The sequence below is a fragment of the Catenulispora pinistramenti genome (assembly GCF_018274385.1).
In the GTDB taxonomy this organism is placed as follows: Bacteria; Actinomycetota; Actinomycetes; order Streptomycetales; family Catenulisporaceae; genus Catenulispora; species Catenulispora pinistramenti.
This window is the reverse complement of record NZ_JAAFYZ010000027.1, coordinates 1-19135: the sequence shown is the minus strand read 5'-3', so window position 1 is coordinate 19135 and position 19135 is coordinate 1. Positions and strand designations below refer to the sequence as shown.

Here is a 19135-nt window from a genome sequence, read left to right as displayed (position 1 = left end):
TTGCATATCTGGTCCGGAGCGGACCGGAGGCGAGCGGAAGGAACAGGCCCGTGCGGCTGGGGGTCAACGTCCCGAATTTCGGTCCGGCCACGTCGGTGGCGGTCCTGGAACGCTGGGCGCACGTCGCCGAGGGCCTGGGCTTCGACCTGCTGATGATGTCCGACCACGTGCTGGTCACCGAGGACGTGGGCCGCGTCTACCCCGGCCCGTTCCACGACCCGTTCACCACGCTGGCCTGGCTGGCCGGGCGCACCGAGAACATCCGGCTGGGCACCACGGTGCTGATCATGCCCTACCGGCAGCCGGCCCTGACCGCGCAGATGGCGGCCAGCCTGCACCGGCTCTCCGGCGGCCGGTTCGTGCTCGGCGTCGGGGTCGGCTGGGCCCAGCAGGAGTTCAAGGCGCTGGGCGTGCCGTTCAAGCGCCGTGGGACGCTGACCGACGAGCACCTGGACGAGATGCACCAGATCTGGGGCGGCGGCGTCGAGGGCGTGGCGCCCGCGCTGGCCCCGGATGAGCTGCCCGGACCGCCGGTGTGGATCGGCGGCAACAGCGACGCGGGCATCCGGCGGGCCGTGGTGGCCGGGCAGGGCTGGCACCCGCTGGGCTTCACCATGGACTGGATCCAGGACGCGGTCGGCCGGCTGAAGGCCTTCGCCGACGAGGCCGGTCGCGCGGTCCCGACGCTGGCGCCGCGGATCAGGCTGCGGCTGACGGCCGAGCCGGTCACCGATCCGGAGCGCCAGGCCGGTATCGGCACCCTGGAGCAGGTGCTCGACGACCTGGACCGGCTGCGGGCGCTGGGCTCGGAGGTCGTGGTGCTGGATCCGTACCACGGGAACCCGGCGGAGTTGGAGCGGCCGGAGAAGGCCTGGCGGGAGTTGGCCGTCGTGGCGGACGCCTGGAAGGCGTTCTCCGCGGAGCCGCCCACAGCGTGACGGGCTGAAGGCGGCGCCGCGTCTTTCCGTGAAGCGGGCGACCGCGCGACCGCGCGACCGCGATCAGGCGGGAAGGCTGGAAAATCAGCCGGGAAAGCTAGAAGTTGGACGCCTCAGCGTGCACCCGCCAGTCGCTGTGCGGCGCGGGTGGCGTGCGCCCCATCCGGGCGTAGGCCATGCCGACGATCTCCGAGGGCTGCATCGCCCAGCGCAGAGTGCGCCCCGCGGCCTGCGCCAGCGGCCGGTCGAGCAGCAGCCGGACGGCGTCGGAGCGGCCCAGGCGCAGCGGATCCCGGGCCCAGCCCGGCAGCAGCGCGGCGGCGCCGTTCATCACGACCCGGACCGCCGCGCGCTCGCGCGGATTGGTACCGAAGTTCCGGATGAAGTGGATCCCCTCGATCGCCGCCTCGGTGGCCTGGAGTTCGGGCTGCATGTCCCGCAGGTACTGCGCGACCTCGGACGCCGACTCCGGCACGTCCCGGGCTCCGAGCAGCCGCGCCGGGACCGCCACCTCGCGGAAGTAGCGGTCGCGTTCCGAGGCGGTCAGCGGCGGGGCGCCGAAGCGTTCGTAGCCGGCCAGGAAGCAGCGGACTTCCGCGACGTGCACCCAGGTCAGCAGGTGCGGGTCGCCGGCGCTGTAGGGGCGGCCGTCGGGGGCCGTGCCGTGGATGTGCGGGTGGACCCGGTCGCGCACATACGCCACCGCCGCCTCGGCGACCTGCCGGGACCCGTACGTCGTCGTGACCACGTAGGCGGCCGTCCGATTGAGCCGGGTGAGCGGGTCGGTCCGGAAGTCGGAGTGCTGGTCGACCCCGGCCATCGCCAGCGGGTGCAACGACTGGAGCATCAGGGAGGCGAAGCCGCCCATCAGCATGCCCGGGGAGTCCGAGTGCACCCGCCAGGTCACCGAATCCGGGCCGAACAGCCCCGGATCGCCGGGCGGGTCGGCGTAACGCTCCCGCAGGCGTAGGCCCTCGGTGCCGTGGACGCTGACGTTCACCTCGTGCCGGACGTACGCCTTCAGCCCGCGGGCCGGGGCGGAGAGCCTTGCCGTCATCAATCGAAACCTGTTCTACTTTCCGCATGAGTCAGCGGGACCGCATCCGGATGTCCGATGATGAGATCGAAACCTTTTTCGGCGCGGGGCGCAAGCTCCAGATCGCCTCGGCCAACGCCGACGGTACGCCGCACCTGGTCACCATGTACTACGCCCTGCTGGACGGCGATCTGGCGTTCTGGACGTACGGCAAGTCCCAGAAGGCGGTGAACCTGCGGCGCGATCCGCGGATCACCTGCCTGCTCGAGGACGGGATCGCCTACGACGAACTGCGCGGGGTCACGGTCTACGGCGAGGTGGACCTGATCGACGACTACGACCAGGTCGTGGCCTTCGGCATGGCGCTGACCGCGCGCTACCCCGAGGTCTTCGGCGCGGACGCCGAGGCGATGCGGCCGTTCGTCGAACAGCAGGCGCGCAAGCGGGCGGTGGTGCGGGTGCGCGCCAAGCGGACGGCTTCGTGGGACCACTCGAAGATGTGAGCGGTCGGCGGTCCGCGGGCGGCGGCGTGCTCAGCGGCGCGCGGCGATCACGCCCGCGTCGAACAGGTACGCCAGCCACGCGAGGATGAACTGCACGGCGCCGAACACCAGGAACAGCGTCTGCAGGTCACCGGCCCCGGACGAGCTGATCGCCGAGAGCACCAGGGTGACGAAGACGGCCGTGGTGATCATCGCGGGCAGCACGCCGGGAGCGCGCTCGCCGGGCAGGAATCCGCGCACTGCGACCAGACCCGCCAGGAAGAACATGGTCGGGGCCAGGGCGTAGATCGCGACGGCCGCCTTGTAGAGGTTGGCGGAGTCGCCGTCCCCGGCGCTCACGTAGCCGAGGAACAGGTTGATCACGCCGAGGGCCGCGACGCAGAGGTAGAGCATCTTGCCGAGCGGGACGGTGACGGCGGCGCGCGGCGGGGGCTGGTGGGGGTGCGGCGGGTGCGCATGGTCCCCGCCTGATGGCGAACCTTGATAACCGGGCGCCAGCTGGTGCGGGGGCTGCGGCGCGGCCTGGTTCGGGGGCTGCGGCGCGGCCTGGTGCGAGGGCTGCGGCGCCGGCTGAGGCAGGGGGCTCGCAGGCTGATTCGGCCCCTCCGGCACCGGGGATTGCGACGGCCCAGGGTGCGGCACCGAATCCCCGTTCGCTCCGGTCGGCGTGCTCATCAGCGCTCCGTTCCCCAGGCGGCGGAGCCGCCCGGCCGTCCCCAGCCGACCAGCACCGGCCCTTGATCGCCCGCCCCGCACGCCGTTCGGGCGACCCGCGCGCCGAATCTGATGATCCATCAGAAACCCTTGCCATCGCACATGGAACACGTTCTAATTCACCTCATGCGGATCGCGTACACCGAGGTGCAGGCGCAGCTGCGTGACACTCTCCGCGCCTACTTCACCGAGCTGGTCACCCCCGAGGTCGCCGAGGAGATGTCCACCGGCGAGTTCGGCGGGCCGCGCTGCCGGGAGGCGGTGCGGCAGATGGGCCGGGACGGCTGGTTGGGCGTCGGCTGGCCGAAGGAGTACGGCGGACAGGGCTTCACGCCGGTCGAGCAGTTCGTGTTCTACGACGAGGCGCAGCGGGCCGGGGCGCCGGTGCCGTTCCTCACCATCAACGCGGTGGGCCCGGCCATCATGCGCTTCGGCAGCGACCGGCAGAAGGCCGATCTGCTGCCGCGGATCCTGGCCGGGGAGTGCATGTTCGCCATCGGCTATTCCGAGCCGGACGCCGGGACCGACCTGGCCAGTCTGAAGACCCGCGCGGTGCTGGAGCCGGACGGCGGGCACTACGTGGTCAACGGCCAGAAGATCTTCACCTCGCTGTCCGATCACGCCGACTACGTCTGGCTGGCCTGCCGCACCGACCCCGAGGCTCCGGCCCGCACCGGCAAAAAGCACAAGGGGATCTCGATCCTGCTGGTGCCGACCTCGGACCCGGGCTTCACCTACACGCCGATCCACACCATCGGCGAGGCCTCGACCTACGCCACCTACTACACCGACCTGCGCGTGCCGGCCGAGAACATCGTCGGCGAGCCCGGCGAGGGCTGGCGCGTGATCACCACGCAGCTGAACTACGAGCGGGTGGCGCTGTGCTCGTCGGGGTCGCTGGAGCGGCCGTTCACCGAGGTCGTCGAGTGGGCCCGGCAGACCAAGCTGGCCGACGGCTCGCGGGTGATCGACCGGGAGTGGGTCCGCGTGCACCTGGCCCGGATCCAGGCCAAGCTGTCCGCGCTGCGGCTGTTCAACTGGAAGGTGGCCGCGGCGGACCAGGTCGGCAAGCTGAACCCGGCCGACGCCTCGGCGACCAAGGTCTGGGGCACCGAGCTGTACTGCGAGGCCTACGGCCTGATGCTGGAAGTGCTGGGCGCGGCCGGGTCCTTGAAGAAGGAGTCCCCCGGCGCCCTGCTCGCCGGGCGGGTCGAGCGCGCCTACCGCGGGGTGCTGATCCTCACCTTCGGCGGCGGCACCAACGAGATCCAGCGCGACCTGATCGCCCTGTTCGGGCTCAACATGCCCCGCGTCCCCCGCCACTAGGAGCCCGCCCATGGATTTCGACCTGACCGAGGAACAGCGGGCCCTGATCGACCTGGTCGACCAGATCCTCGCCGACCACTGCGGCCACGAGCGGCTGACCGGGCTGGAGAAGGAAGCACGCGGAAGCGGGATCGGGTCCGTACACGACGCCTCGGTGTGGCGGGCACTGGCCGATGCCGGAGCCGTCAGCGCGCTGCTGCCGGAGTCCGCCGACGGCGGCGACCTGGGCGTTCTGGGGCTGGTGCTGCTGGCCGAGGCCGCCGGGAAGCGGACCGCGTACCTGCCGGTGGTCGCGGCGGTCGCGCTCGGCGCGCTGCCGTTGGCCCGGTTCGGCGGGCACACCGATCTGCTGGCCGCGGTCGCCGCCGGGGAGCAGTTGGTCACGGCGGCGCTGGAGGAACCCGGCGAGCCCACGACGCTGACCACCACTGCGCGCAGCTCTGGGGACGGCTACGTAATAGACGGCGCGAAGAGCATGGTCCCGTACGGCGACCTCGCCGACAGCGTTCTGATCCCGGCGGAGTTGGACGGCGAACCGGCTGTGTTCGTAGTGCCGCGCTCCTCTATGGAGGTGACACCGCTATTGGTCACGGGGCGCCAGCCCTATGCGGATCTGGAGCTGGAAGCGGTGTCCGTCCCCGGGACGGCTTTGCTCGCGCGCGGCGCCGAAGCCGTGGACTGGATCCGCGATCTCGGCACCCTCGCTCTGGCGGCCGAAGCCTCCGGCATCTGCACAGAGGCGGTCGCCATAACCGCGCGCTACACCAGTACCCGTAAGCAGTTCGGCGAGCCGATCGCCTCTCTCCAGGCCGTGAGCCAGCGTGCCGCCGACGCCTACATCAGTGCCGAGGTACTACGGCTGACCATGTTGCACGCGGCCTGGCTAATGGACGACGCGGCGCGCGGCGGCGAGACGGCGCCCTCTGCAGAGATATCCGCGGACATCGCTATAGCGAAGTTCCACGCAGGGGACGCGGGATCCCGCGTACTGCACGCCGCGCAGCACCTCCACGGCGGGATCGGTGTGGACACCGACTACCCGCTGCACCGCTACTTCGTCCGGGGCAAGCAGGTCGAGCAGACCCTCGGCACCGCCACCCGGCAGCTCCTCCGCATAGGCGCACATCTCGCAGAGTAAGGACTCCCCATGCAGTTCAACCTCGCGGACCTGTTCGAGAGCGTCGTCGACAAGATCCCCGAGAAGGAGGCTCTGGTCGTCCCCGGCGTGAAGCGATGGACGTACGGGGAGCTGGACCGCGAGGCGAACCGGCTGGCGCACTTCCTGCTGGCGCGGGGGATCGGGGTGCGGGACCACGTCGGGATGCACATGTACAACGGGTCGGAGTACGTGGTCGCCGTTCTGGCGTGCCTGAAGATCCGCGCGGTGCCGATCAACATCAACTATCGCTATGTGGCCGACGAACTCCGTTACCTCTATAAGGACGCGGATCTGGTCGCGGTAATACTCGACACGGAGTTCGGCGAGCGGGTCCGCGAGATAGCCGACGACGCACCGAAGCTCAAGACGATCGTCTCCGTCGGCGGCGCTATAGCGGAGCTGCCCTCAGTGACCTTTGAGGCTGCGGTCCAGGGGCAATCCGAGGAGCGCGACGGGCTACTCCCCCACGGCGACCGCTCCGCAGACGACCTCTACATCATCTACACCGGCGGGACCACGGGGATGCCCAAGGGCGTCATGTGGCGTCATGAGGACATCTTCTATGCGGGGATGGCAGGCGGGCGCCCTTATGGCGAGCCGATGAAGGACCCCTCTGAGGTCCCGGACGGCATCGACCCCGCTGCCGGTCAGATCGCGACCTTCCCTATAGCGCCGCTGATGCACGGCGCCGCGCAGTTGGCGACGTTCATCAGCTTCAACATGGGCCAGAAGGTGGTGCTGAACCGGAAGTTCGACGCGCACGAGGTGCTGCGCACGGTCGAGTCGGAGAAGGCGAACGTCATCTCGATGGTCGGCGACGCCATGGGCCGGCCGCTGGCCGAGGCACTGGCCGGGCCGCTGGCCGGGACCGACGTCAGCAGCCTGTTCGTGTTGAGCTCGGCCGGCGCGATCCTGTCCGAGACCGTGCGCGAACAGTTGCAGTCGCAGCTGCCGAACGTGCTGATCCGCGACAACTTCGGGTCCACGGAGAGCGGGTTCAACGGCGATGCGGCGCCCGGCACCGGGCCGGCCGGCGGGATGCGCTTCACGGTCAACGAGCGGACGACGGTCTTCCTGGACGAGGAGCACTGCGCGGCCACGCCCGGGGACGGCCGGGTCGGGCACGTCGCGCAGCACGGCAACGTGCCGCTGGGGTACTACAACGACCCGGTGAAGACCGCCGAGACGTTCTTCGAGCACGACGGGCGGCGGTGGGTGCTGCTCGGGGACCTGGGGACGCTGGAGGCGGACGGTTCCGTCTCGGTCCTCGGACGCGGCTCGCAGTGCATCAACACCGGCGGCGAGAAGGTGTTCCCCGAGGAGGTCGAGGCGGTGCTCAAGGCGCACCCCGGGGTGTTCGACGCGATCGTGGCCGGCGCCCCGGACGAGCGCTTCGGCAACCGGGTGGCGGCCGTCATCCAGCCGCGTTCGACCGGCGACGACGCCCCCACCGACGGTGAGCTGGAGGAGTTCTGCCGGGCCAGATTGTCCGGGTACAAGGTGCCCCGGCTGGTGGTGCGGGTGTCGCATATCCGCCGCTCGCCGAGCGGCAAGCCGGACTACCCTTGGGCGAAGCGGCTGGTCACCGAAGCGGCCCACGCCGAGCGGTGAGGCGCGGGCACAATCTCAGTTGACAGTCGGGCGGACCGCTCCACTGGACCTTTGCCGACCCGGTGACTTACGCTAACGTAACCTACGTACCCGTAAGTTTCGGAACCGTAGGTCCGTCCCCCAAGGCCGCTTCCCCAGGCCACAGCGTGTAGGAGCCGACCCCATGACCGTCACCGACCTGCCCCGGCAGGGCACCCGCCCGACGCCCCGCATGCCCGAGACGGCCCTGCTCACCGAGCTTGAGCAGGTCGTGGAGACGAACCTGAACCGGCACCTGGACTGCGCCAAGGAGTGGTTCCCGCACGAGTACGTGCCGTGGAGCGAGGGCGAGACCTTCGACGGCGTGCTGGGCGGCAAGCCCTGGACCCCGGACCAGTCCCGGATCCCGGAGATCGCCCGGACCAGCCTGGTCCTGAACCTGATGACCGAGGACAACCTGCCGAGCTACCACCGCGCGATCGCGGTCCAGTTCGGCCAGGACGGCGCCTGGGGCACCTGGGTCCACCGCTGGACCGCCGAGGAGGGCCGGCACGGCATCGCCATCCGCGACTACCTGCTCACCACCCGCGCCGTCGACCCGGTGGCGCTGGAGCGCGAGCGCATGATGCACATGTCCAACGGCTACAGCCAGCCGGACAGCTACGACGCCCTGCACTCGATCGCCTACGTGAGCTTCCAGGAACTGGCGACCCGCATCGCCCACCGCAACACCGGCAAGGTGTCCGGCGACCCGGACTGCGAGCGCCTCCTCGCCCGAGTGGCCCAGGACGAGAACCTGCACATGCTCTTCTACCGCAACCTCCTGAACGCGTCCTTCGAGCTGGACCCGGACCAGGCCATGCGCGCGGTGGCGAACGTGGTCCAGCAGTTCCAGATGCCGGGCTCGGGCCTGACGGACTTCGGCCGCAAATCGGTGATGATCGCCAAGGCCGGCATCTACGACCTGCGCATCCACCACGACGAGGTCGTGATGCCGATCCTGCGCCAGACCCGCGCCCTGGAGCGCGACGACCTCGGCCCGGAGGGCGAGATCGCGCGGGAGGAGCTGGCGCAGTTCCTGGACGGGCTCGACGGCGCCGCGACGCGCTTCTGCGAGAAGCGGGCCGCACTGCTGGCCAAGCAGGCGGCTCGGCGGAACAAGTAGCGCGCGCCGCTACCAGCCAAGCAGGCCACTCGGCAGGACAAGCAGGGCACGCCGCTACCGGCTCGGGCTGGTCGGGGCCGGCAGCGCAGAGTGTCGAGCAGCGCTTCTCTGCTGCTCGACACTGCCGGGGCCCTCGATCACGCCAGAACACCTCATCATGTGCGCCGTGGAAGCGACGCATGGCGTGGATGGCGCGCGGGCACCGCCTCGTCAGGAGTCCTCTGCACCCGGCAGGTCGCTCGAAGCGTTCGACGCGTCGTCCGGCTGAGAGTCCGACGGCACTCTTCCGTACTTGGCGTAGAGCTCGCTCAGCTCCGTCTCGTTGACCGGCGAGGCGAAACTGCGCACGGGACAGCCCATCGCCTCCAGATCCTCCTCGACCTGCCTGTTCTGTAGGCCGAGTTCGCGTGCGACCTCATACAACCGCTTCACCATTGCGCTACTCCTTCGATGGCTTCGATGACTTCGATGGCTTCGATGGCTCGGGCCTACGGCGTCGATTCCTCAAGGGCCCGTCCACCCCTTCGGCGTCCACAAGTCCCAAGCGTCCGGGAGCGGTGCGGGCAGTCCGTTCGCCGCGAACGAATCTCGGGCGAGGTCCTCCAGGTCCATGTAGCCGGTTTTCGGAAGCGGCTGGTAGTGGCCGGAGAAATTGTCGAGTTCAGAGATCTGGCCTGTGCTGTCCACTTTGAAGGTGCCCGCCATGATGACCGGCTTACCGCCCGCGAGGCTCGTGTGGCCGGCAGTTCGGTTAGCCTTCCACATGTCGTCGTTGTTCATCGCCCGGACAGTGCCGCCCGGTAGCACCACATAGTGGTAGTCGCCGGGCTTGAGCTTGTCGCCCGGCTTGACGAACGGGGCATTCGGGGGAAGGGGGCCCTGGGGCCCGTTGTCCACCCCCGGACGGCCCGGATTCCAGACGTACGGGCTGCACGGTTGATCGGCGTCGGCAGCTGCCAGGCGGAGGCCCTGCTGGCCTGAGTGGCCGATCAGCACCGAGGCCGGGCGCGCGCCGCTGGCTCTACCGGTGTCGCTGGTATCGCAGGGATCTTTCTGCTTCGCGTCGTCGGCGGCTTCCTGGCCCTGGTTCCGGACCAGCTGAGCGACGTTGACCAGGGCGGTGGCGAAGACGGTGTACTGGTCGCTGAAATTGACCGAGTAGTTGACGGCGCGGCCGCCCTCGGCCCGGGACTCGGCCTGGGCCTGCTGCTTCTTGGCCGCGTCCGCCGCCGCGAACGCCCCGGCGGCCTCGGGATCGCTGCACGACATCGCGGTCGTCCCGCTGAGCGGCAGCGGACTGGAAGCGGTGCAGCCGCCGGCCGGCCGGCCTTCGATGGCGACGGTCGCGGTCAGCACCGCGGTGATGGTGCCGCCCTGGACCGACCCGGAGGACGTGCTGACGGCGTCGCCGACGTTGACGTTCACCTGGCACCCGGCGGCACTGCAGTTGACGGAGTCGCCCTGCTTGCTGAGCTGTAGATCGGTGTTGACCGAACCGGTGGAGAGCTGCTGGGTCTGGTTCTGCAGGTTCTGATAGGTGTTCGCCACTTCGCCGGGCTGCTCCGGCAGGACCCGCACACCGACGGTTCCCGACGACTCGGCGTGGTGGAATGCGGCGTCCTCGACGGTGCCGGACGATGCCGGGCCAAGAGCATTCGGCGTGGAAGCGGGCGGACTCGGCGACTGAGCGCTCCCGTCGGCTCCGGAGTCCGGCACTATCCGCACGAACCGGTTGGGCTCGGCCTTGGTGACGGCTATCAGGCCGATCGGCGTCTTCGCCTCCAGCACCGCCATCCCGTCGAGCTGGGCGTCGACCACCTGCGGGCTGGGAGCCGCGTTCAACGCGGACAGCAGTTGCCCGGCCAGCTTGGCCGGCGGGACGAAGCTCGACGTCACGGGGCCGAACACGTCCTGTGCGGGCTGTCCGGTCAGCCACTTCCCCTTCCAGGCCGCGGCCTCCGCGGGATCGACGCCGGGCAGGCCCGAGTCCGGCGGCTTGAGGAAGAGCTTGCCGTCCACCCCGAGCACCGAATAGGTCTGACCGTCCTGCGACAGGGTGCCGGTCAGCTCGCCGTGACTGGTGACGTGCACATCGGCCTGGCCGTCGCCATCGACAGTGCCCTGATAATGAACCTCGGGCGCGCCGGCCAGCGCCAGCACAGCGCTGCCGAAGGGGAGCTCATGGCCGATGTTCGGATCCGTGATGCCTTCGGCCGGCCGAGGTGCGGACCTGTTGCTCGAGCCCCACCCCCCGGCCACTCCGGCCACCAGGGCCAGGACCAGGATCAGACAGGCGGAGATCAGAGCCCGACGACGTCGATCAGACGGTGGCGGCGCGCCCTGGGGGTGATTGGCGTACGGCGGCTGACCGAAACCCGGTGCCGTCGGTCCGGCCGGCCGCCGGGGCACGGTCGGGAGCCAGAGCGTGCGCGATTGGTCCGACTCCCCGGGTGGTCGCTGATGGAAAGCGTCCACGGTCATCCACCTCTCGGTAAAGCCGGCATCCTCGCCGTGCGGTGAGGGGAAGAGCCCGAACCGCCGCGAAGCAGAACAGGATGCCGATGTCGTCTGCCTACGCGGGCGACCTTAGAGGTGAGTCGTCAGGACCGGTCCTGAGCCGGGGGGCCACGGTCCGGCCAGGCTGTCGCACTGAATCAGTATCTTGATGAAGAAGCCGCGGCTGCCGGGCCCTGCGAAAAAAAGTAAAGCAGAACCCTAAAGCTCCCCGCCGGATCTGCCGATACAAATATTAAGCGGCCCCCGGCCCCGGCGTAGCCCGCGTTCCTGCCCTCCGCGAGCGCGCCGTCGCCGGTCGCTGCCTCCTGGTAGCAGGTTTCCGGCAGGTTGCCCCCCGGCCTGTCGGGAGCCGGTTCCGCTCCGTGATGATCTGCGGATTTCAGCACCCGCAGATCATCGCGGCGTGGGGCGGTGTTTCGGGCCGTGCGCTGAGGAGCCCGCCGACGCGGCTCAGGAATGCGTCAGCGGGCTCTGTCAGGCCAGTAGCCCTTATCGGGGCGACCCCTTATCGGGCGCGTCGTGCTACTTGATCGAGCCTGCTGTCAGGCCGTCGACGACCTTGCGCTCGATCAGGCCGAACAGCACGATCACCGGGATGGTCGCGATGACCGTACTGGCGAACAAGTGGCCGTAGTCCACCGTGTACTGGCCGATGTAGTTGTCCACCGCCACTGACAGTGGTGCCTTGTCCGGACTGGTGGTCAGGGTCAGGGCGACGATGAACTCGTTCCAGGCCGCGATGAAGGTGAAGATCAGCGCGGTCACGATGCCCGGCATCGCCAGCGGGATGGTGACGCGGCGGAAGGCGCCGAAGCGGGTCGCCCCGTCGATCATCGCCGCCTGTTCCAGTTCGACCGGGATGGCCGAGAAGTACGCCGACAGGATCCAGACCGCGAAGGCCAGGTTGAAGCCGGCGTCCACGATGATCAGGGCCCAGACCGAGTTGATCATGTTCAGGTCGCGCATCTCGCCGTAGATGCCGACCACCATGGCGGTGGGCTGGAACATCTGCGTGACCAGGACCAGGAACAGGAACGCCTTGCGGCCTCGGAAGCGCTTGCGGGCCGTGTAGTAGGCCGCCGGCAGGGCCACCAGCAGCACCAGGAAGGTCGCGCCGAAGGCGACTTCCAAGGTGATGCGCATGTTGGTGCCGAAGCTGGAGTCGCCGGAGAACACCGAGGTGAAGTTCGACCACTGGAAGTGCTTCGGGATGATCGTCGGGTCGGAGTCCTCCTTCACCGGCCGCAGCGCGGTGAGGAGCATCTCCAGGTAGGGGGTGATGAAGATCAGCGCGATCAGGTACGCGCCGCCGACCATCAGGATCTTCCTGACGCTCGGCAGGCCGCGCGGCGGCTTCGGGGGGTTGGGAACCCGATCCTGGCGCGAGGTCTGGGAGGAGGTCGTGACCGCGGTCATGCGTCGGCCTCACTGTTCCACTTGCTCACCTTGAGGAAGGCGAAGACGATCACGATGATCAGCGCGAAGTTGACCATCGACAGGGCCGCGGACTCGCCGATGTTCTGGCCCTTGAGGATCCACATGAAGACCGTGGTGGTCGCGGTGTCGTAGCCCGGCCCGCCCTTGGTCATCTCCCAGATGATGGGGAAGCTGTTGAACACGTTCATCACGTTGATGACCGTGGCCACCAGCAGCGCCGGGCGCAGCAGCGGCAGCGTCACCGAGAAGTAGGTGCGGGCCTTGCTCGCGCCGTCCACCTTGGCCGCCTCGTACACCTCGGCCGGGACGGTCTGCAGGCCGGCGATCACCGTGTAGCTGGTGAACGGGATCGACACGAAGATGGCGACCGCCATCTCCCACATGAACCCGGAGCCGGAGTGCCCGAGCCAGTCCGCGGTGGTGCTGTTGCGGTCCACCAGGCCCAGGTCGTTCAGGATGATGTTGATGAACCCGTAGCCCGGGTACAGCATCCACTTGAAGATGATCGCGGTCATCATCACCGAGGCGGCCCACGGGGCGATCAGCGCCCAGCGCGCGATGGTGCGGCCCGGGAACTTCTGGTTGAACAGCTGCGCGACGCCCAGCGAGATCACCACCGTGCAGGTGACGACCACGACCACCCAGATGCCGGTGCGCTCCAGCACACCGGACAGGTCCTGCTCCTTGAACAGCTTGTTGTAGTTGTCCGTCCCGTTGGACCCCAGGTTCACGCCGTAGCGGGACCAGTGGGTGGTCGAGGACTGGACCATCTTCACCACCGGCCACAGCACGGCGAAGGCGATCAGCGCGATCGCCGGGCCGATCCAGGCCAGCGGGGCCAGGCCGGACAGAACCGACCTGGCGCGGGCGGGGCGGGGCCGGCCGAGCCGGCCCCGCTCAGAGCGCGTCGTCATAGCTACCGGTATCCCGTGGGACCTTAGTTGCTGGCCGTCGCGACGGCCTGGATCTGGTCCAGGACGCCCTTCGGGTCCGAGGTCACGGCCTTGCCGACGATGTCCTTGACCTTCTGCGAGGCCGGGTCCCAGTTCGGGTCCGAGCTCGGGTACCAGGCGGCCGTGGGCAGCGCGTCGATGAAGGGCTTCAGGGCCGGGTTGGACGCCGACAGGTCGGCGGCCGCGTCCTGGGTGGCCGGCAGCAGGTCGTAGAGGTTGTCGAACTTCTCCTGGTACTGCTTCTGCAGCGCGAAGTCCAGGAACTCGCCGATCGCGGTCTTGTGGTCCGGGTGGCTGTTGAAGGCCTCGATGAAGTCCGCGACGCCCAGCGGGGTGCTCAGCGTGCCGGTCTTGCCGGGGATCGGCGAGGACTTGAAGTTGCTGCCGATGGTGCCCTCCTTGAGGATCGGCAGCAGCGCCGGGGAGCCGTTGATCATCCCGATGTTGCCGGCCGCGAAGTCCTTCCACAGGTCCGTGCGGTCCTTGGTGCCCGGGTCCGGCTCGGTCAGGCCCGGCTTGACCAGGTTGTTGGTCAGCCACTGGAAGGTCTCGATGTTCTGCGGGGAGTTGATGTCCCACTTGCCCGAGGCGTCCTTGTAGCCGCCGCCGTTGCCCAGCGTCCACAGGTAGGTCTCGGCCTGCGCCTCCTCCGAGCCCAGGGGCAGCCCGAAGCCGGTCTTGCCGAGCGCCTTGATCTTCGCCGCGTCGGTGGCGATGTCGGCCCAGGTCTGGGGGGCCGTGGTGATGCCGGCCTGCTGGAAGAGCTGGGTGTTGTAGAAGAAGGCGCGGGTGGAGGTGGTGAACGGGATGCCGTACTGGGCCTGCTGGCCGTCCTGTCCCTTGGTCTGGCCGAGCTGGGCCACGTGCGGGATCAGGTTGCTCAGGGTCTGCGGGGAGACGATGTCCGAGGCCTTGTACAGCAGGCCCTGGGCCGCGACGTCGGCGTAGCCGCCGCCCTCGAACAGGTCCGGGGCGTCGTTGTTCTGCAGCGCCGTGGTCAGCTTGGTGGCCAGGTTGTCCCAGGTCGCCTCCTGCAGCTGGACCTTGACGTTCGGGTACTTGGCCTCGAAGGCGGTGATGATGTCGCCCCAGTAGTTCTTGCTGTCGTCAGCGGTGCCGCTGCCGTAGTTCGGGGCGAGCAGGGTGATGGTCACCGGCTTGGAGGAGTCCGAGGACGACGAGCCCCCCGAGGACTTGCTGGAGGAGCACGCCGAAAGGACGAGGGACGCGGCCAGACCGGTCGCGGCGAGGGTGGCGAGACGCTTCACCTGGGTTCCACCTTTGTCGGAGGGTGAGGGTTGGGGACAGCGGGTCGTGACGCTGGGACACGCTAATCAGGTTTCGGTCAGCGGTATAGACCAGATGGTCGTCAGGTATAGACCAGTTATCGAACCGTCATCTCGGAATCAGGACAGAACCGGATCAATCCGGGCGTAATCAAGGGGTTGAAAGCGTCTTCAGAATGAACCACTGTTGAGCCGCAGATGTTGGCCGGCGTGCGGACCGGCCGGCCGGCGACTTCCACCGCGATGACCGGATCGTTCCGCATCCGGGCCGGAACCGGCCTGCCGCCGACCACGGTCCGGCGACGATGCTCAGGACATGACACAGCGCGCTCTCATCGTCATCGACGTCCAGGAGTCCTTCCGCTCCCGGCCCCTCTGGCGACTGATCGACAACCCCGATATCGCCGACGACGTCAACCGCCTGGTGGACCACGCCCGCGACCGCGACGACCTGGTGGTCTGGGTCCTGCACCAGGAACCGGGCACCGGCGGCGCCTTCGACCCCGAGTCCGGCCACGTCCGCTACCTGGACGGCCTGCGCGCCCCGGCGGCCGGCGAGCCGCAGCTGCGCAAGACCTCGCACAACGCCTTCACCACCACCAACCTGCAGCAACTGCTCACCGAACACGGCATCGGCGAGCTGGCGATCTGCGGCATCCGCACCGAGCAGTGCTGCGAGACCACCGCGCGCCTGGGCTCCGACCTGGGCTACCAGGTGACCTTCGTGATCGACGCGACCGCCACCAACCCGATCGCGCACCCGGACGCGCCGGACGGCCTGACCCCGGAGCAGATCGCCGCCGACCCCCGCACGCTGCCGGCCTCGGCGGTCGTGGAGCGCACGGTCTTCGCGCTCAGCGGGCGCTTCGCGACCGTGGCGACCGTGGACCAGGTGGTCGGTTCGGGCGTTCCGGCGGCGATCGTCTAGGCTGACCGGATTGTGAAGGTCGTCTTCCTGCTCATCCCGCGGCTGCACCTGCTGGACCTGTCCGGTCCGGCCCAGGTGTTCTCCACCGCTGATGATCACGGGTATCCGTACACGCTGCGGTACGTCGCCGAGCAGGAAGACATCGTCACCGCGCAGGGCGTCCGGCTGCGCGCCGAGACCGAGTGGCCCGGCGCCGGACCGGCCGACCTCGTCCTGGTCCCGGGCTGGCGCTCCCCCATGCTCAAGGGCGGCCCGCGCCCGGGCCGGGAGCTGCTGGGCCGGCTGGTCGCGCACCACGCCGCCGGGGGCACCGTGGCCAGCGTCTGCTCCGGCGCCGACGTGCTCGGGCAGGCCGGACTGCTGGACGGCCGGCGCTGCACCACCCATCACGACCTCCAGGACGAACTGGCCGTGCGCTATCCGAAGGCCCGGGTCGAGCGCGACGTGGTCTACGTCGCCGACGACCGGGTGATCACCTCGGCGGGCATCGCCAGCGGCATCGACCTGGCGCTGCACCTGGTCGCCGAACAGCACGGCCCGGCCGCCGCCGCCCGCGTCGCCCGGGACATGGTGGTCTACGCGCGCCGCTCCGGCGAGGAGTCGCAAGACAGCGCGATGCTCCGGCACCGCTGGCATCTGCGCGACGCCGTGCACCGCGCGCAGGACCGGATCGACGCGGACTACGCCGAGCCGCTGCGGCTCGCGGAACTGGCGCGGGCCGGCGGCGTCAGCGAGCGGACGCTGACCCGGCAGTTCGTGGAGAGCACCGGTATGACCCCATTGCGTTACCAGCAGACCCTGCGCCTGGAACGGGCCCAGCACCTGATCGGCCACGGCGCGACGGTCGAGGCCGCGGCGCACGCGGTGGGCTTCGCCGACGCCCGCATGCTGCGCCGGCTCCGTTCGCGCGTGATGTAGCACACGTCACTTTCATCCCCTTGCTCCGCAACCGCCCCACCCCCCTTGGACGTCTGAGAACCGCAGGGGAAAACAGGCAAGCTGGCGGTACCCATCAATGAATGGCCATACTCTGAGGCTGGATCGGGGACCGGACTGAGAGGATCGTGGATGACACCGGCACCGACGGGAAGGACCGGCGACGGCTATCCGGGACGCGGGGTACCTCCGCGGCCGGACCGGCCGCAGGGACCGCCCCGCGGCCGTGAGGTACCGCGTCCCAGGCCCCCTCAGGACCCCCGTCAGGGGCCCGCCGTAGAGCCACGGACGCCGTGGGACGACTACTCCGCGCCGCAGGCCCCGCAGTACCCGCAGGGCCGCGACCCCCGCGCCCAGCAGCAGCGGGACCCCCGCCACCCGAGCCATCAGCCGAATCCGGGTTACCAGCAGCCTGAGTACCCCCAGCCCGACTATCAGCAGCCCGACTATCAGCAGCCCGGCCGGCAGCAGCAGCAGCCGGGCTACCAGGCCGGGCACGCGCAGCAGGCGCCGAGCTACCAGCAGAGTCCGAGCTTCCAGCCGCACCCGGGTCAGCAGCAGAATCCCAGTTATCAGCAGAACCCGAGTTACCAGCGGCTGGACGGCGCGGCCCAGGACATGCGGGCGCTGGACGAGACCCACGTCCCGCGCGGCACCCGTCGCCGGGTACCTCAAAACCCTGAGGATCTGCGCCCGGCCCCGGTGCCGGGCCAGCGGGCGCGGGGCGGCGAGTACGGCGGCGGCCCCGGCGACACCGAGTACTCGTCGAGCTTCCAGGACAGTCGCAGCGACGGCTACGGCGAGGACGAGAGCCCCGAGGGCGACGCCGTCGAAGCCGAGGAGCCCGGCCGGTCCCGCCGCCGCGCGAAGGCCCGCCGCCGGGACCGGCTCACCCCGGCCCAGCGCCGGCGCCGCAAGATCATCCGGCGTGGCGTCGCCGGCGTGCTGGCCGTGCTCGTCTTCCTGACCAGCTACTCGCTCTACGGCGCGCTGAGCGCCCCGGGCAACATGAGCAACCAGGCCCGGATCGCCGAGTGGGCCCGCGGGCACGACATGGGCTGGGCCGTCACCTGGCTGGAGAACCAGCAGTACCAGAGCAACAAGCCGAAGACCGGCGGCGGCCTGTCCCCCTCGCAGCTGGCCGACCTCGCACCGCCGTCGGCGACGCCGACCCTGGCCCAGGGCCAGCACGACCTGCCGCCGATGAAGCCGTTCGTGCCGAACCCGGCGCCGGGCGAGGGCGTCTGGCAGCCCACGGTCGTGGTGAACGGCGTGCCGGTGATCCAGACCGCGAAGCTGCGCTCGGACCCCCAGCACCTGGAGTACCTGTCGGCGGTGGCGTACATGGACCAGAAGCACGCCAGCTTCATCCTGCACCCCGGCTCCCAGCAGCCCGGCACCGCCGGCTACAACCAGACCGACCACCTGGCCGGCGACCAGTTCAAGAACCTGATCGCCACCTGGAACGGGGCCTTCCTCCTCAGCCCGAACGACGCGCACGGCGGCTTCTACCTCAACGGCAAGACCTACGGCACGCTGGTCCCGGGCCAGGCCTCGGAGGTGTTCTACAAGGACGGCACGGTCAACATCGGGTCCTGGAACTCCGGTGCCGGCTTCCAGCTGGACCCGAACGTGGTCGGCGTCCGGCAGAACCTCCAGCTACTGGTGGACAACGGCCAGGTCAACCCGAGCGTGGACAGCGAGGACAAGAAGCTGTGGGGCGTGACGGTCAAGAACGCCTACTACGTCTGGCGTTCCGGGATCGGCATAACGGCCGACGGCAACCTGGTCTACGCGATCGGCCCGGCGCTGTCCGTCCGGACCCTGGCCGAACTGCTCCAGCGGGCCGGCGCGGTGCGCGGCATGGAACTGGACATCAACCAGGAGTGGGTGTCCTACATGACCTACGACAGCAGCAAGGGCCAGAACCCGCCGGCCTCGACGAAGCTGTTGGACTTCGCCCGGACCGCCCAGCGTTATTACTCGACTGATGAACGCGACTTCGTAGCCGTATACAGTCGCTAGTGCCGTGGCGGGCAGCGTTGCCCTGCTTCTTGTGGCTGCGATGGTCGGTGCGGCCTTGGCGGCCTTGGCGGCCTCGGCTGCGAGGGGGGCGGGGTTCCGGGTGCCGGGTGCGGCAAGTCTTGACTGGGTGGTTCGGGGTTCGGGTCTTCTTGCGGAGGCTGGAGTTTGTGGGCTGGGTTGCGGTTGGGGTGTGGGTTTTAAATGCTTTTTACGGCCTTCGGTCATGGTTGTGCCGGTTCGGGGTTCGTGGTGGTAGGTGTGTTTGTCGGCTGCCGGTTTCCGCGTTCACAACCCCGCCCCACCTCAGGCCTCTTCAACTCCAGCAAGTCCGGGCAAGGGCACAGGCCAGATCAAGAACAAGATCAACAGCACAGTCAAGAACAAGATCAAGAACTGTGATGAAGAGCCGGGCCTCCGGCGGGCCTCGGCAACCTCAGGGAAACTAGCGCGGTTCCCTAGGGTGGCCGGGTGAGTCTCAGCGGCTGCGGTCCCTGAGGTGGTGCGGTCCGTTCCCCTCGGTCGCGTCGTCAGCCCGGGGGGTACAGCACCGGTGTCCGGGGGTAAAGTCCGCGCGCTTGCGGTCATGCGTGTGAGCTGCGGTTTGTGATAGCGCGAACTTGAC

General features: G+C 69.3%; 16 protein-coding genes. 9 read left to right on the top strand and 7 right to left on the bottom strand.

What is annotated here, in order from left to right:
• The first annotated feature begins 50 nt into the window (after positions 1-50).
• Positions 51-938: a TIGR03619 family F420-dependent LLM class oxidoreductase gene (locus KGQ19_RS10830; protein WP_212008968.1), complete on the top strand. Its 888-nt coding sequence runs from the start codon at positions 51-53 to the stop codon at positions 936-938.
• A 97-nt stretch (positions 939-1035) separates the two neighbouring features.
• On the opposite strand, the gene KGQ19_RS10825 is transcribed toward KGQ19_RS10830, so the two are convergent.
• Positions 1036-1995 carry an oxygenase MpaB family protein gene (locus KGQ19_RS10825; RefSeq protein WP_212008967.1) on the bottom strand — a complete coding sequence of 320 codons (960 nt, stop codon included), beginning with the start codon at positions 1993-1995 and terminating at the stop codon, positions 1036-1038.
• Between the two features lie 26 nt (positions 1996-2021).
• Between KGQ19_RS10825 and KGQ19_RS10820 the strand changes: the two genes are divergently transcribed.
• Positions 2022-2477, top strand: a complete 456-nt coding sequence (locus KGQ19_RS10820) for a pyridoxamine 5'-phosphate oxidase family protein (RefSeq protein WP_212008966.1) — start codon at positions 2022-2024, stop codon at positions 2475-2477.
• 30 nt (positions 2478-2507) lie between these two features.
• On the opposite strand, the gene KGQ19_RS10815 is transcribed toward KGQ19_RS10820, so the two are convergent.
• Positions 2508-3152 (bottom strand): DUF5336 domain-containing protein, encoded by a 645-nt coding sequence (locus tag KGQ19_RS10815; RefSeq protein WP_212008965.1) that lies wholly within the window; start codon positions 3150-3152, stop codon positions 2508-2510.
• A gap of 165 nt (positions 3153-3317) precedes the next feature.
• Here KGQ19_RS10815 and KGQ19_RS10810 point away from each other — a divergent pair, with 165 nt between their 5' ends.
• The 4 genes from KGQ19_RS10810 to KGQ19_RS10795 all read left to right on the top strand — a co-directional run bounded on the left by KGQ19_RS10810 (position 3318) and on the right by KGQ19_RS10795 (position 8431).
• A complete protein-coding gene (locus KGQ19_RS10810) occupies positions 3318-4517 on the top strand; it encodes an acyl-CoA dehydrogenase family protein (protein WP_212008964.1) in 1200 nt (399 codons plus the stop codon).
• A gap of 10 nt (positions 4518-4527) precedes the next feature.
• Positions 4528-5655, top strand: coding sequence for an acyl-CoA dehydrogenase family protein (locus KGQ19_RS10805; RefSeq protein ID WP_212008963.1), 1128 nt, complete (start codon positions 4528-4530; stop codon positions 5653-5655).
• Between the two features lie 9 nt (positions 5656-5664).
• Positions 5665-7287 carry an acyl-CoA synthetase gene (locus KGQ19_RS10800; protein ID WP_212008962.1) on the top strand — a complete coding sequence of 541 codons (1623 nt, stop codon included), beginning with the start codon at positions 5665-5667 and terminating at the stop codon, positions 7285-7287.
• 163 nt (positions 7288-7450) lie between these two features.
• Positions 7451-8431: an acyl-ACP desaturase gene (locus tag KGQ19_RS10795; RefSeq protein WP_212008961.1), complete on the top strand. Its 981-nt coding sequence runs from the start codon at positions 7451-7453 to the stop codon at positions 8429-8431.
• Between the two features lie 210 nt (positions 8432-8641).
• On the opposite strand, the gene KGQ19_RS10790 is transcribed toward KGQ19_RS10795, so the two are convergent.
• From KGQ19_RS10790 to KGQ19_RS10770, 5 genes are all read right to left on the bottom strand, one after another.
• Positions 8642-8866, bottom strand: a complete 225-nt coding sequence (locus KGQ19_RS10790; RefSeq protein WP_212008960.1) for a translation initiation factor IF-2 N-terminal domain-containing protein — start codon at positions 8864-8866, stop codon at positions 8642-8644.
• Between the two features lie 69 nt (positions 8867-8935).
• Positions 8936-10912 carry a hypothetical protein gene (locus KGQ19_RS10785; protein WP_212008959.1) on the bottom strand — a complete coding sequence of 659 codons (1977 nt, stop codon included), beginning with the start codon at positions 10910-10912 and terminating at the stop codon, positions 8936-8938.
• A gap of 558 nt (positions 10913-11470) precedes the next feature.
• Positions 11471-12364, bottom strand: coding sequence for a carbohydrate ABC transporter permease (locus KGQ19_RS10780; protein ID WP_212008958.1), 894 nt, complete (start codon positions 12362-12364; stop codon positions 11471-11473).
• A complete protein-coding gene (locus KGQ19_RS10775) occupies positions 12361-13299 on the bottom strand; it encodes a carbohydrate ABC transporter permease (protein WP_212008957.1) in 939 nt (312 codons plus the stop codon). The genes KGQ19_RS10780 and KGQ19_RS10775 overlap by 4 nt, the downstream gene beginning before the upstream one ends.
• 23 nt (positions 13300-13322) lie before the next feature.
• Positions 13323-14606, bottom strand: a complete 1284-nt coding sequence (locus tag KGQ19_RS10770) for an extracellular solute-binding protein (RefSeq protein WP_212008956.1) — start codon at positions 14604-14606, stop codon at positions 13323-13325.
• 334 nt (positions 14607-14940) lie between these two features.
• On the opposite strand from KGQ19_RS10770, the gene KGQ19_RS10765 reads away from it, so the two are divergent.
• The 3 genes from KGQ19_RS10765 to KGQ19_RS10755 all read left to right on the top strand — a co-directional run bounded on the left by KGQ19_RS10765 (position 14941) and on the right by KGQ19_RS10755 (position 18513).
• A complete protein-coding gene (locus tag KGQ19_RS10765; RefSeq protein WP_212008955.1) occupies positions 14941-15552 on the top strand; it encodes an isochorismatase family protein in 612 nt (203 codons plus the stop codon).
• Between the two features lie 9 nt (positions 15553-15561).
• A complete protein-coding gene (locus KGQ19_RS10760) occupies positions 15562-16470 on the top strand; it encodes a GlxA family transcriptional regulator (protein WP_368862086.1) in 909 nt (302 codons plus the stop codon).
• A 150-nt stretch (positions 16471-16620) separates the two neighbouring features.
• Positions 16621-18513, top strand: a complete 1893-nt coding sequence (locus KGQ19_RS10755) for a phosphodiester glycosidase family protein (RefSeq protein ID WP_212008953.1) — start codon at positions 16621-16623, stop codon at positions 18511-18513.
• Positions 18514-19135: the final 622 nt, after the last annotated feature.